The sequence below is a fragment of the Streptomyces ossamyceticus genome, from assembly GCF_001418475.1.
In the GTDB taxonomy this organism is placed as follows: Bacteria; Actinomycetota; Actinomycetes; order Streptomycetales; family Streptomycetaceae; genus Streptomyces; species Streptomyces ossamyceticus.
Genome location: NZ_LIQX01000081.1, coordinates 1 through 13,497, shown reverse-complemented (window position 1 = coordinate 13,497; position 13,497 = coordinate 1). Strand labels below are relative to the sequence as shown.

Here is a 13,497-nt window from a genome sequence, read left to right as displayed (position 1 = left end):
CGGCCCCGCAGTCGCCGGCGGCGGACGCGGGGGCGAGCACCTCGGGCGCGAGCACCAGGGGCAGGCCCGCCGGCGACTGCGGGGCCGCGGGGCTCGGGACGCCCTTGACACGGCCGTCGGGCTCCAGGAACGCGGGGTCGCCGCCGGGCACCATGCCCAGCTCGCGGGCGCGGCGCTGGAGGGCCTCCGGGGCGGAGTAGGCGTCCACGTCCCGCTGGAGCGCCTGTTCCTCGTCGGTGTAGCTCTTCACGTCGCCCTGGAGGTCGTCGAGCTGGAACGACCCCTCGCTCAGCGCGGAGTTCAGGACGAGGAGGCTGATGAGGCCCCCGCCCAGGAGCACGACGACGAGGAGGACGAACGGGGTGCGGGCGGCCCGGCCGGAGCCGGCGGGCAGGAGCCGCGCGAGCCGGGCGGCTCGGCCCCTCAGTTCGGGTTTCCCGCTCACACACCCTCCCTGCCGGTTCGCTTCTCGGAGTCACTCCTGGCGCCGGCGCGTTCGGTTCTCGGACCCACCACCGTCCCCTTCACGCATCGTGTTCCGGCCGCGTCGTCCGCCTCACTCGACGTCCTCCCGGATGCGCTCCGCCCCGCGCAGCCGTGCGGGGGCGGCCCGCCGGTTCTCGGCGACCTCTTCCTCGGTGGGAAGTTCGGCACCACGGGTCAGGAGCTTGAGCCGGGGCTGGTAGCGCTCGGGGACGACGGGCAGTCCGGGGGGCGCGGTGGTGGCGGCGCCCGCCGCGAACACCTGCTTGACGAGGCGGTCCTCGAGCGAGTGGTACGACAGCACGGCGACCCGGCCGCCGACCGCGAGGGCCTTGACCGCGGCGGGGATCGCCCGCTCCAGCACGGTGAGTTCGCCGTTGACCTCGATGCGCAGCGCCTGGAAGGTGCGCTTGGCGGGGTTGCCCCCGGTGCGCTTGGCGGCCTGCGGCAGGGCGTCGCGGATCAGTTCGACCAGACGCGCGCTGTTGCTGAAGGGCTCCTTGTCGCGCTCGCGCACGATCGCGGAGACGATCCGCTTGGCCTGCTTCTCCTCGCCGTACGCCCTCAGGATCCGGACGAGTTCGCCGGCCGGGTAGGTGTTGAGGACCTCGGCGGCGCTGATGCCGGTCGTCTGGTCCATGCGCATGTCGAGCGGGGCGTCCTGGGCGTACGCGAACCCGCGGTCGGCCTCGTCGAGTTGCATGGAGGAGACGCCGAGGTCGAAGAGGACACCCTGGACCTGGGGGACGCCCAGGCGGGCGAGCACGTCGGGGAGTTCGTCGTAGACGGCGTGCACCAGGGTGGCGCGGTCGCCGTAGGGGGCGAGCCGTTCCCCGGACAGGCGCAACGCCTCCTTGTCCCGGTCGAGGGCGACGAGCCGGGCCTCGGGGAACCGGGTGAGGAGCGCCTCGCTGTGGCCACCGAGCCCGAGGGTGCAGTCGACCACGACGGCGCCGGGCTCCGTGAGGGCCGGGGCCAGCATGTCCAGGCACCGCTGGAGCATGACGGGAACGTGTCGGCTCTCGGTCAAGGGGCCCTCTCAAGTCCGGCGGGGCCGTACGCACCGCCGGGTCCCCGCCCGCTCAGGAAGGGGAGGTCGGCCGGCGCCGGAAGTGCCGGCCGACCGGGAGCGGGAGGAGGCCGAGCCGTACGTACGCGCCGCGCACGCGGGGAGATACCGGGCAGTGACCGGATCTCTCGGTGATGTCAGTCGAGCAGGGGGTCCTCGCCTCCCGCTCCGCGTCACTTTAGTCCACGGCCCCTCGCGGTCAATCAACCGGCCTGCGCGTCGCGACGCCGCCCTCGGAGCGAAGCCCGGAAAGCCGAGAAATCACTCGGAGTGGTGCAATCCCACCACCCCTGTGGGTTACCTCACAACAACCCTCAATGACGTTCTTTGTCCCCTCTCACAGAGCGCCATCGGCACCCGTGACCAGTACCGTCATGCCTATGACGACCTCCGCATCAGTTCCCACCGAATCCGAAGGCGCCATAAACGGCGACACCGTCACCGACCGGCTGGTCGAGGCCAACGGACGGTACGCCGCGGCGTTCACCGACCCCGGCATGGACGCCCGCCCCGTCCTGCGTGTCGCCGTCGTGGCCTGCATGGACGCCCGCCTCGACCTGCACGCCGCGCTCGGCCTCGAACTGGGCGACTGCCACACCATCCGCAACGCGGGCGGTGTGGTCACCGACGACGTGATCCGCTCCCTCACCATCAGCCAGCGCAAGCTGGGCACCCGCAGCGTCGTGCTGATCCACCACACCGGGTGCGGCCTGGAGGCCCTCACCGAGGACTTCCGCACCGAGCTGGAGACGGAGGTCGGCCAGCGCCCGGCCTGGGCCGTGGAGTCCTTCCGGGACGTCGACCAGGACGTACGGCAGTCCATGCGGCGGGTGCGGACCAACCCGTTCCTGCTGCACACCGACGACGTGCGCGGTTTCGTCTTCGACGTGAAGACGGGCCGACTGCGGGAGGTCGACGCCGCCTGAGCGGCGTCGAACCGGCCCCTCGCACCGGCTCCTGCCCCACCCCGGACGGTCTTCAGCTGTCGTGGGTTTCTGTCAATCTCCTGGCATCTTGACGTGTGAAACGGTGCAGACCTGACAAATCGCCGACCGTTATCCACAGGCGAGTGACACGAATCGGTAACGGCAGCAAGAATGCAAGTGTGGCAACACGCGGAACTGTTCGCGCGTGGTGCCCGTGTTTCGGGGTGGGCCGGTCCGCATCGCAGAGCGTCGGCCCGGAGAAAGAACGGGCCGAGGAGGGCCGGGTGACGACCTATGACGATCGAGCGAGCCTCACTGATCTGACCAGCACTGTGGAGCGAGTCCGCAGTTCGGTCGAGGCGGTGATCGAGGGCAAGCCTGAGGTCGTACGGCTTTCGCTGACAGTGCTGCTCGCCGAGGGACATCTTCTGATCGAGGATGTCCCCGGCGTCGGCAAGACCATGCTGGCCAAGGCATTGGCACGGTCCATCGACTGTTCGGTACGGCGTATCCAGTTCACGCCGGACCTGCTGCCGTCGGACATCACGGGTGTGTCCATCTGGGACCAGCAGCGCAAGGAGTTCGAGTTCAAGCCGGGCGCGATCTTCTCGCAGATCGTGATCGGCGACGAGATCAACCGCGCGTCGCCGAAGACGCAGTCCGCGCTGCTGGAGTCCCTGGAGGAACGCCAGGTCACGATCGACGGACACACGTACGAGCTGCCCCACCCCTTCATGGTGGTGGCCACGCAGAACCCCGTCGAGATGGAGGGCACCTACCCGCTCCCCGAGGCCCAGCGGGACCGCTTCATGGCCCGGGTCTCCGTCGGCTACCCCAGCCCGGAGGCCGAGCTCCAGATGCTCGACGTCCACGGCGGCGTCTCGCCCCTGGAGGACATGCAGCCGGTGGCCCACGCCCATGACATCGTGAAGCTGATCGAGGCGGTCCGCGGCGTGCACGTCGCGGAAACGGTCCGGCGCTACGCGGTGGACCTGGTCGGTGCCACCCGCACCCATCCCGATCTCAGACTCGGCGCCTCGCCGCGCGCCACGCTGCATCTGCTGCGTGCGGCGAAGGCGACCGCCGCCCTGAGCGGCCGGGAGTACGCGCTGCCGGACGACATCCAGTCCCTGGCGGTGGCGGTCCTCGCGCACCGGCTGCTGCCCACCGCTCAGGCCCAGCTCAACCGCCGGACGCCCGAGCAGGTCGTCCAGGAGATCCTCCAGCGCACCCCCGTGCCGCAGGCCGCGCCGCCGCAGGGCGGCTTCGGCTCGGTCCGCCCGGCGCCCGCGTATCCGCAGCAGCCGCCGCGGAGGCTTGGATGACCACCGCGGGGCCCGCGCCCACCCCGGAGCAGGACAAGGGCGGGCTGCGCACGGCCCTCTCCGGGCTCACCACACGCGGGCGCTCCTTCCTCGCCGCCGGAGTGGCGGCCGCGATATGCGCGTACGTCCTCGGGCAGAGCGATCTGCTCCGGGTCGGGCTGCTGCTCGCCGTACTGCCGCTGGTCTGCGCGACCGTGCTGTACCGCACCCGCTACCGGGTCGCGGGCAGCCGCCGTCTCTCCCCCGCGCGGGTGCCCGCCGGCAGCGAGGCCCGGGTCCATTTGCGGATGGACAACGTCTCCCGGCTGCCCACGGGGCTGCTGATGCTTCAGGACCGGGTGCCGTACGTGCTCGGTCCGCGTCCCCGGTTCGTCCTGGACCGGGTCGAGGCGGGCGGCCGGCGCGAGGTGTCGTACCGCGTCCGCTCCGATCTGCGCGGCCGCTACCCCCTGGGGCCGCTCCAGCTGCGGCTGGCCGATCCCTTCGGGATGTGCGAGCTGACCCGGTCCTTCTCGACGTTCGACACCCTGACGGTGATCCCGCGCGTGGAGGCGCTGCCGCCGGTGCGGCTGAGCGGTGAGGCGAAGGGGTACGGCGACGGCCGGCAGCGCTCGCTGGCGCTGGCGGGCGAGGACGACGTGATCCCGCGCGGCTACCGGCGCGGCGACGACCTGCGCCGGGTGCACTGGCGCTCCACCGCCCGCTACGGCGAGCTGATGGTGCGCCGTGAGGAGCAGCCGCAGCGCGCCCGCTGCACCGTCCTGCTCGACACCCGGGCCGTGGCCTATCTGGGCGCGGGCCCCGACTCGGCCTTCGAGTGGGCCGTCTCGGGCGCCGCGTCCATGCTGGTGCACATGCTCGAACGGGGTTACTCCGTACGACTGTTGACGGACACCGGCAGTTCGGTGCCCGGCGAGGGGGCCGACGGGTTCGCGGGCTCCAGCCAGGAGTCCGCCGACGCGGCCGGCCTGATGATGGACACCCTCGCGGTGATCGACCATTCCGACGGCACGAGCCTGTCCTCCGCCTACGACGTGCTGCGCGGCGGGAACGAGGGGCTGCTGGTCGCCTTCCTCGGCGACCTCGACGAGGAGCAGGCGGGGCTGATCGGCAGGATGCGCCGGCGCAGCGGCGGGGCGATCGCGTTCCTGCTGGACAGTGAGACGTGGACCCGTGAGTCGGGCGAGGTGCCCGCCGCGGGCGGCGAGAGCGCGGGCGAGGAGTCGCTGCGTCTGCTGCACGAGGCGGGCTGGACGGCACTGGGCGTGCCGCGCGGCGCCTCGCTGACGGACCTGTGGCGCCAGGCGGACCGGCAGCGGGCCGGCCTGGTGTCCGGGCTCGGGACGGAGGGACGGTCATGAGCGGTCGGGCGAGGCTGGCGCTGTGCGCCTGGGCCGCCACGATCATGGCGGCGTGCACGCTGCTGCCACTGGTGGACCCGGCGACATGGATCTTCCAGGCGGCCGTGTTGCTGGCCGTGCAGAGCGGCGTGGGAGCGCTCGCCCGGCGGGTGCCGCTGGCCCGGGCGCTGACGGTGGCCGCGCAGGCCCTGGTCACGCTGGCGATGCTGACGCTGGTCTTCGCCCGGCAGCAGGCCGTCGCCGGACTGTTCCCGGGCCCGGAGGCGTTCCAGCACTTCGGTTCGCTGCTGCGCAGCGGTGCCGACGACGTCGGCCGGTACGCCATCCCGGCGCCGATGACGGACGGCATCCAGTTGATGGTGATCGGCGGTGTGCTGATCATCGGCCTCATGGTCGACGCGCTCGCGGTGACGTTCCGCAGCGCGGCCCCGGCCGGTCTGCCGCTGCTGGCGCTCTACTCGGTGGCGGCGGGGCTGTCGGACGGCGCCGCGTGGCTGTTCTTCCTGATCGCCTCCGTCGGCTATCTGATGCTGCTGCTGGCCGAGAGCCGCGACCGGCTCTCTCAGTGGGGCCGGGTCTTCGGCGGCGCCGCGCGCGCTCCCGGTATGGAGACCGGCGGCCCCGTCGCCCCGGTGCGCACCGGGCGGCGGATCGGCGCGGTCGCGCTGGGCATCGCCCTGGTGGTGCCGCTCGGGCTGCCGGCCCTCGACGGCGGACTGCTGGGCGGCGCGGGCGGCGGGATCGGCGCGGGCTCGGGGGGCGGCGGCACGATCTCCGCGGTGAACCCGCTGGTCCAGCTGAGCGAGAGCCTGAACGTCGACCGGGACCGCCAGGTCCTGTCGTACCGCACGAACACCGACAACATGCAGGAGATGTATCTGCGGATCGTCTCCCTGGACGACTTCGACGGCACCTCCTGGAAGCCCACCGAGCGGTCCATCACCGGTGTCCCGAACGACTTCGGCACGCCGAACGGCCTGGGTCCCGATGTCAAGCGGAACGAGATCGAGACCCGGATAGCGGCGGCGAAGGACTACGCGCAGAACTGGCTGCCGATGCCGTATCCGGTGACGTCGGTGGACATCGACGGCGACTGGCGGTACGAGCCGGTGGGCCGCACGCTCGTCGGTGACCACGGTCAGGACACCAAGGGCGCGCAGTACACGGTCAAGAGCCTGATCGTGCGGCCGACCGCCAAGCAACTGGCCGCGGCGCCGGAGCCGCCGCCGGCGCTGAAGCGGGAGTACACCGAGGTGCCTCCGTCGCTGCCGCGGGTGGTGGCGCGGACCGCCCGCGAGATCACGGCGGGCTCGGCGAACGACTACGAGCGGGCCGTGAAGCTCCAGGACTGGTTCGCGTTCAGCGGCGAGTTCACCTACGACACCGAGGTGCAGAGCGGCACCGGCTCGCGGGCGATCGCCCGGTTCCTCCAGGAGAAGGAGGGCTTCTGCGTCCACTTCTCGTTCGCGATGGCCTCCATGGCCCGCACGCTGGGCATTCCGGCGCGGGTCGCGGTGGGATTCACCCCCGGCACGCCGGAGGCGAACGGTTCGATGTCGGTGGGGCTGCGTGACGCGCACGCCTGGCCGGAGCTGTACTTCGAGGGCGTGGGCTGGACCCGCTTCGAGCCGACCCCGAACCGGGGCACGACCCCCGAGTACACCCAGCCCGAGTCGTCCGGTGACAACGGCCTGCCCGATGTGCCGCGGCCGTCGGAGTCGGCGTCCACGGCGCCGTCCGCGGCGCCGTCGGAGAGCGAGAGCTGCACGGCGCAGCAGGTGCGTCTGGAGGGCGGCTGCTCGTCCGAGTCGGCGGCGGCCCTGCCGGGTTCCGACGACGAGGAGCGCGGGTTCTGGGGGCTGGTGTTCTTCTCCCCCTGGACGCTGCTGATCGTCCCCGGGGCACTCGCGCTGCTCGCCCTTCCGCTGCTGCCGATGCTGTGGCGGATGCGGACGCGGTCCGTGCGGCTGGGTGCGCACGGGCGGACGCCCGCCGAGGCGGCGGCTCATGCCCTGGGGGTCTGGCAGGAGGTGACCGACACGGCGTGGGACTACGGGATCGCGCCGGACGAGTCGCAGACGCCTCGTAAGGCCGCGGCGCGGATCGTGCGGCTGGGGCGGCTCGAACCGTCGGCCGAGGCGGCGGTGCACCGGCTGGCGGCGGCCGTGGAGCAGGTGCTCTACGCCCCGCAGCCGCAGGTGCCGGCGGGGCTCGCCCAGGACGCGCACGACGTGACGGCCGGGCTGCGGGCCCAGGTCGGCCGCTGGCCGCACCTGCGGGCTCTCTTCCTGCCCCGTTCCACCATCCGCGTGATCTGGGCGGTTTCGGCCCGCTCGTCGGCTCTCACGGCCGAACTGGCGGCCCGCCGCCCGACCCTGCGCCGGCCGTCGGCCCCGACCGGCCAGAACAACTGAGGGCCTGGTCCGACCGAGGTCCGCATGAGTCTGCCCCCACCGGGTTCGCCCGGTGGGGGCAGACTCATGTCGGGGCCGGGGCCGGGGCCGGGGCGCGTGGGACGGCGAACGGCGGCGCCGGGCGCCCGTTGTTCGATTGTGGGCGTGCGTGAAGGGTGACCGCCCTCGGACGGTCACCCTTCATCTGTCTTCAGGTCTGGCGTGGAGTCCGGCACCCCGGGGGCTCAGTGGCCGCCCTGTTCGTCGCGGCGGCGCTGCCAGCGCTGTTCGATTCGATCCATCATGGAGCGGCGCTGTCGTGTCTGACGACGGTCACCGGCGGAGCCTGTGGGACCGGTGGGCTGCTCACCCGGCTTGGGGGCCTTGCGCCAACCGGTGACGGCGAGCACGGCGCAGCCCAGCATGACGAGGAATCCCACCACGCTGACCCAGATCTGCTGTGCGACCATTCCGGCCATGAGGAGCGCGATACCCACCAGAAAGCCCGCGACCGCCTGGTAGACCCGCCGCCGGGTGTACGTACGCAGCCCGCTTCCCTCAAGCGCTGACGCGAACTTGGGATCTTCGGCGTACAGCGCTCGCTCCATCTGCTCGAGCATGCGCTGCTCGTGCTCTGAGAGCGGCACGGAGTCCTCCTCATCGTGCGGTCGCCGGAGCGACCCGGGGGGTCCTCTTCAGGATAGGCAGGGAATCGCCCCCTTGAAACCCGCCCCTCTACGCCAATTCGCCAACCGGAACCCGCCATGGCACCCCGATTCGCTGAGGTGTGGATTCCCCAGCGAACGGCCCGTCATGCCGGACGGTCTCCCTCGATCATACGGCTCCGAGCGCCCGATCGGGGGGCCTGTGGCGTACTCCATCCGCCGCCGCGCCCCTGATCAGGGGGCACGGCACAGGAGACGCTCAGGCCTCGGCGTCCCCTCGGGTCTCTCCGAGCACATGCAGTTGCGTGGCGACGGAGTGGAACGCGGGAAGTTCCGCGGCGGCGGCCTCCAGCTTGAGGAGGGCGTCCAGGGCACCCGGTTCGGTGTCGACGAGGACACCGGGGACGAGGTCGGCGAAGACCCGGACGCCGTGGACGGCGGTCACCGCGAGGCCCGCGTCCTCGACGAGCGCGGTGAGCTGCTCGGCGGTAAAACGGTGGGGTACGGGATCACCCTCGCCCCAGCGTCCGTTCGGGTCGTCGAGTGCCTGTCTGGCCTCCTTGAAGTGGCCGGCGAGGGCCCGCGCGAGCACCGCGCCGCCCAGTCCGGCGGCGAGCAGGCTGAGGACGCCGTCGGGGCGCAGCGCGGCGACCGTGTTGCCGATGCCCTCGGCGGGGTCGTCGACGTACTCCAGGACGCCGTGGCACAGCACGGCGTCGTAGCCGCCGCGCTCGACGACCTCGAAGAGGCCGTGGGCGTCGCCCTGGACTCCCTGGACCCGGTCGGCGACACCGGCCTCGGCGGCCCGGCGCTCCAGCGCGAACAGGGCGTTGGGGCTGGGGTCGACGACGGTGACACGGTGGCCGAGGCGGGCCGCGGGCACCGCGAACTTGCCGCTGCCGCCCCCGGTGTCGAGCACGTCGAGCGACTCCCGCCCGGTGGCCTTCACTCGGCGCTCGAGGGCGTCCTGGAGAACGTCCCAGACCACGGCGGTACGGAGGGAGGCGCGGGGGCGCGACGGGTCCGACACGGCAGTTGACTCCTCGGCGCGGCACCGCCTGGTGTGCGGCGGAGCGGTGGGCTTGCTGGTTCCGTCGGCGGCCGGGGCCGTGACGGAGGTAACGGGTGCCCCCAACCCTAATGGGCGGCGCCGGGACGGTCGGTCAGCCCGCGTCGGGGACGCCTCCCCCTCCGTCCTGCCGGGGCTGGGGCAGGACGGGCTGGAGCACCAGCATCCGCTCGACCAGGCGCAGGAACATCGCCACGTCGCGTATCAGGTCGTCGGCGTCGCGCGCGCTCGCCGCGCCCCGTATGCCCGCCTCGGCCCGCGCCCGGCGGGCGGCGCCGGAGGCGAACAGCGCGCTCCACTCGGTGAGTTCGGGTGCGATCTCGGGGAGCACTTCCCAGGCGCTCCGGATCTTCGCCCGCCGTTTCGGGGTGGGCTCGGGGCGGCCCCGGGCGGCGAGCACGGCGGCGGCGGTGCGCAGGGCGGCCAGATGGGCCGTCGCATACCGCTCGTTGGCGGCTTGGAGGGCGGACGCCTCGTCGAGGCCGGCGCGGGCCTGGGCGAGGAGGTCGAGGGCGGCGGGCGGGGCCGTCGCCCGGCGCAGCACGGGGTGCACGTCGCTCGCCGGGCCGGTCAGTGAGGGGGCAGGGCCGGTGGCACGGCGCCGATTGCCGGCTGCTGCGTGGTACGTGGCCATGACGAACCTCCTGTCGTCTGCGTGACGGCACGCCCTGACACGGGGTGCCGTATGTGCCCATCGTGAGGTATGCCACTGACAATCCGTTCTGACCTGGGCTTTTGCTTCGATCGACAGTTCGGGGTAAATTTTGCACTGACCAGTCAGTTCAAAAAGGTACGAGGGGGTCCGGAGCACATGGACGAGCCGCCTACGACAGCCGCGGCACCCACCGGGGAGGGCGGCGGCGTCGCCGTCGGCGCCGAGGGCTTCGGGATGGAGGGCCCGCGCGGGTGGGTGTTCCGAGAGGTGGGGTTCCACGCCGAGCCCGGTTCATTGATCGCGATCGAAGGTCCTTCGGGATCGGGCAGGACCTGCCTGCTGCTCGCCCTCACCGGGCGCATGAAACCGAGCGAGGGTCACGCCACGGTGGGCGCCCTGCGGCTGCCGAAGCAGATGGCCGCCGTCCGCCGGGTCAGCGCCCTCGCCCATGTCCCCGGCGTCACGGACCTCGACCCGGCGCTCACCGTCGGGGAGCACCTGAGGGAACGCGCGCTGCTGCAGCGGCGGTTCGACGGCTCGCTGCGCGGACTGCTCCGGCCCCGCCGTGAGCGGACGGCCCAGGCCGAGCGTCGCATCGACGCCGCGCTGGCCGCCGCCGGGCTCGACCGGGCGTCGCTGCCCAAGGGCGAGCGGACCGCCGTGCGCGACCTGGACCGGGTGGAGGCGCTGCGGCTCTCGCTCGCCCTGGCCCTCATCGGCCGGCCCCGGCTGCTCGGCGTCGACGACACCGACCTGAAGCTCTCCGAGGCCGAACGGGCCGGGACATGGGCCCTGTTGCGATCCCTCGCCGAGGCCGGGACCACGGTCGTGGCGGTGTGCAGCGAGGCCCCGCAGGGCGCGCTCGTCGTGTCCACGGCGAAGAAGAACGAGAACGGGACGGACACGGGGGCGGGCACCGAGGCCGAGGCCACGACCGGGGCCGAGATCCGAGCCGGGACCGAGGACGAGACCGAGCCCCGGACCGGAACCGAAACCGCGGCCGAGGCCGAGACCGGGGCCGGGGCCGCCGACCCCGGCACCGGGGCCCAGCCCGACACCGACACCCGGACCGAGTCCGCAATCGACACCGGCGCCGAGCCCGACACACAGACCGCCTCCAAGGCCGACCGCGGTGACGACGACAAGGAGATGGGCGATGCGATCGCCGAAACTCGCCTCGCTTGAGCTCAGGCGGTTCGGGCGGGGGAAGCTCCCGCGCGCCGCGCTGGCCTCGCTCATGCTGCTCCCGCTGCTGTACGGCGCCCTGTACCTGTGGTCCTTCTGGGACCCGTACGGCCGGCTGGACCGCATCCCGGTGGCGCTGGTGAACGACGACAAGGGGGCGTCGGTCGGCAAGCAGAAGCTCAGGGCCGGCGACGACATCGCCGACGGTCTGCGGGACAGCGACACCTTCGAGTGGCACGAGGTGAGCGCCGAGCAGGCCCGCGAGGGCGTCGAGGAGGGCACGTACTACCTGTCGCTGACCATGCCGTCGGACTTCAGCCGCCGCATCGCGTCCAGCTCCGGTGACGCGCCGGAGACGGGCGCCCTCCAGGTCCGTACGAACGACGCGAACAACTACATCGTCGGGCAGATCTCCCGGACCGTGTTCTCCGAGGTGCGCACGGCGGCGTCGACGAAGACGTCACGGTCGTTCCTGGACCGCATCTTCATCTCCTTCTCCGACATCCACGAGAAGACCCAGAAGGCCGCGGACGGCGCCGACGACCTCAAGGGCGGCATCGACAAGGCGGAGAAGGGCTCCAAGGACCTCGCCGACGGGCTGAAGGCCGCCAAGGACGGCAGTGGCAAGCTGTCCGGCGGCATCTCCGACCTGGACCAGGGCGCGGGCGACCTCCAGGACGGCGCCCAGCAGGTCGCGAACGGCACGCAGAGCCTCGCCGACAAGGTCAACAAGTCCGCCGACCAGGTCCGGCCCTTCCTCGACGAGAACAGCGACACGATCGCCGACACCGCGACCCTGGTCGCCGACTCGGCGGCGACGATCCGCAACCACCTCTCGGCGTTCGTGACCACGGCCCCGGCCGCCGCGACCGGCACCCGGACCGCCTCCGACACCCTCGACGACGTCTACAAGCGGCGCTGCGAGGACCCGGTGCTGCCGGACGCGGCCTGCGCGGACCTGAAGAAGGCGAAGGAGGCGGCCGCGGAGGCGGCCCGGCTCGCCGAGGACGTCAACACCGTGGTGAAGAACTACGACGGTGACCTGAAGGCCTTCAAGAAGGATCTGACGACCCTGGAGCGGCAGGCCCGCGCGTTGGCGAAGGCCGCGCCGAACCTGTCCGGGGACCTCGACGACGCCGTCACCAAGGTGAACGCGCTCAACAAGGGCGCCACGAAGGTCGCCAAGGGCGCCAAGACGCTGCACACCGGCCTGGGCACCGCCAAGACGGGAGCCGAGGACCTCGACACCGGCGTCGGCGACCTGAAGACCGGCGCGAACGACCTCAAGGGCGGCATGTACAAACTGGCCGACGGCTCCGGCAAGCTCGCGGGCGGGCTGCACGACGGGGCCGACCGGATCCCGGACTACGACGAGAAGGACCGCGACCGGCGCACCGAGGTGATGGCCGACCCGGTCCGACTGGCCAGCAAGGACCTCCACAAGGCGCCCAACTACGGCACCGGCTTCGCCCCGTACTTCATCCCGCTGTCCCTGTGGGTGGGCGCGATGGTGGCGTACATGCTGATCCCGCCGCTCAACCGGCGTGCACTCGCGGCGGGTTCCCCGGCCTGGCGGGTCGCGCTGGCGGGCTGGCTCCCCGTGGCCGCCCTCGGTGTGCTGCAGACGGTCGCTCTCATGGCGGTGCTGCACTGGGCGGTGGGCCTGCAGATGGCGCGGGCGGCCGGGACGGTGGGCTTCCTGTTCCTGGTGACGGCGTGCTTCGCGGCGATCGTGCAGTGGCTCAACGCACGCTTCGGGGCCGCCGGCCGGATCCTCGTCCTCGCCTTCCTGATGCTCCAGTTGACGTCCGCGGGCGGCACGTACCCCGTGCAGACCAGCCCGGACTTCTTCAACGCGGTCCACCCGTTCCTGCCGATGAGCCATGTCGTGGACGCCCTGCGGCGGCTGATCACCGGCGGCGGTCTGGGCCCGGTCTGGCAGGCGTGCGCGGTGCTGGTGGCCTTCACCGCGGGCGCGCTCGCCCTGACCGCCGTGTCGGCCCGCCGCAAGCAGGTGTGGACCCTCGACCGACTGCACCCGGAGTTGACTCTGTGACCGCGCACCGCACGGTTCCTGTGACAATCAGGGCCATGGAAAGCAGCAACGCCCCCGGCGGCACAGGCGGGGGCCGCCGCGAGGCGACCCGGCAGAAGCTCTACGAGGCGGCCGTCACGCTCATCGCGGAGCAGGGGTTCTCCGCCACGACGGTCGACGAGATCGCCGAGCGCGCCGGCGTGGCCAAGGGCACCGTCTACTACAACTTCGCCAGCAAGTCGGTCCTCTTCGAGGAGCTGTTGCGGCACGGCGTGGGGCTCCTCACCGCCTCGCTGCGGGAGGCGGCCGACCGCAGCGAGGCGGTGAGGAG

Annotated in this window: 12 protein-coding genes; 7 read left to right on the top strand and 5 right to left on the bottom strand. The window is 72.3% G+C overall.

Features of this window, described 5'->3' with window-relative positions:
- Together ftsL and rsmH are read right to left on the bottom strand one after the other, a co-directional pair.
- Positions 1-445: cell division protein FtsL (gene ftsL / locus AOK15_RS07455; RefSeq protein WP_055514047.1), on the bottom strand; the 445-nt coding region annotated here is incomplete at its 3' end.
- Positions 446-556: 111 nt separating this feature from the next.
- A complete protein-coding gene (gene rsmH / locus AOK15_RS07450; protein WP_079058358.1) occupies positions 557-1,513 on the bottom strand; it encodes a 16S rRNA (cytosine(1402)-N(4))-methyltransferase RsmH in 957 nt (318 codons plus the stop codon).
- A 356-nt stretch (positions 1,514-1,869) separates the two neighbouring features.
- Here rsmH and AOK15_RS07445 point away from each other — a divergent pair, with 356 nt between their 5' ends.
- From AOK15_RS07445 to AOK15_RS07430, 4 genes are all read left to right on the top strand, one after another.
- The gene (locus AOK15_RS07445; protein ID WP_185093767.1) at positions 1,870-2,478 is read left to right on the top strand and encodes a beta-class carbonic anhydrase; all 609 of its coding nucleotides are present in this window, start codon (positions 1,870-1,872) and stop codon (positions 2,476-2,478) included.
- 284 nt (positions 2,479-2,762) lie between these two features.
- Positions 2,763-3,803 (top strand): AAA family ATPase, encoded by a 1,041-nt coding sequence (locus AOK15_RS07440; protein ID WP_055514042.1) that lies wholly within the window; start codon positions 2,763-2,765, stop codon positions 3,801-3,803.
- Entirely contained in the window at positions 3,800-5,164 is a 1,365-nt protein-coding gene (locus AOK15_RS07435; protein ID WP_055514040.1) for a DUF58 domain-containing protein, read from the top strand. Before AOK15_RS07440 ends, AOK15_RS07435 begins: the two co-directional genes overlap by 4 nt.
- Entirely contained in the window at positions 5,161-7,578 is a 2,418-nt protein-coding gene (locus tag AOK15_RS07430; RefSeq protein WP_055514038.1) for a transglutaminase TgpA family protein, read from the top strand. Before AOK15_RS07435 ends, AOK15_RS07430 begins: the two co-directional genes overlap by 4 nt.
- A 224-nt stretch (positions 7,579-7,802) precedes the next feature.
- On the opposite strand, the gene AOK15_RS07425 is transcribed toward AOK15_RS07430, so the two are convergent.
- From AOK15_RS07425 to AOK15_RS07415, 3 genes are all read right to left on the bottom strand, one after another.
- Complete coding sequence (locus tag AOK15_RS07425; protein ID WP_055514036.1) at positions 7,803-8,204, bottom strand: DUF3040 domain-containing protein; 402 nt, start codon at positions 8,202-8,204, stop codon at positions 7,803-7,805.
- Between the two features lie 277 nt (positions 8,205-8,481).
- The gene (locus AOK15_RS07420) at positions 8,482-9,252 is read right to left on the bottom strand and encodes a methyltransferase (RefSeq protein WP_055514035.1); all 771 of its coding nucleotides are present in this window, start codon (positions 9,250-9,252) and stop codon (positions 8,482-8,484) included.
- Between the two features lie 133 nt (positions 9,253-9,385).
- Complete coding sequence (locus AOK15_RS07415) at positions 9,386-9,925, bottom strand: SAV_6107 family HEPN domain-containing protein (RefSeq protein ID WP_055514033.1); 540 nt, start codon at positions 9,923-9,925, stop codon at positions 9,386-9,388.
- A 177-nt stretch (positions 9,926-10,102) separates the two neighbouring features.
- Here AOK15_RS07415 and AOK15_RS07410 point away from each other — a divergent pair, with 177 nt between their 5' ends.
- The 3 genes from AOK15_RS07410 to AOK15_RS07400 all read left to right on the top strand — a co-directional run.
- Complete coding sequence (locus AOK15_RS07410) at positions 10,103-11,131, top strand: ATP-binding cassette domain-containing protein (protein WP_079058357.1); 1,029 nt, start codon at positions 10,103-10,105, stop codon at positions 11,129-11,131.
- A complete protein-coding gene (locus AOK15_RS07405) occupies positions 11,103-13,187 on the top strand; it encodes a YhgE/Pip domain-containing protein (protein ID WP_055514031.1) in 2,085 nt (694 codons plus the stop codon). Before AOK15_RS07410 ends, AOK15_RS07405 begins: the two co-directional genes overlap by 29 nt.
- 35 nt (positions 13,188-13,222) lie before the next feature.
- Positions 13,223-13,497 (top strand): TetR/AcrR family transcriptional regulator (locus AOK15_RS07400; RefSeq protein WP_157870187.1); only part of this gene is annotated, 275 nt, incomplete at its 3' end.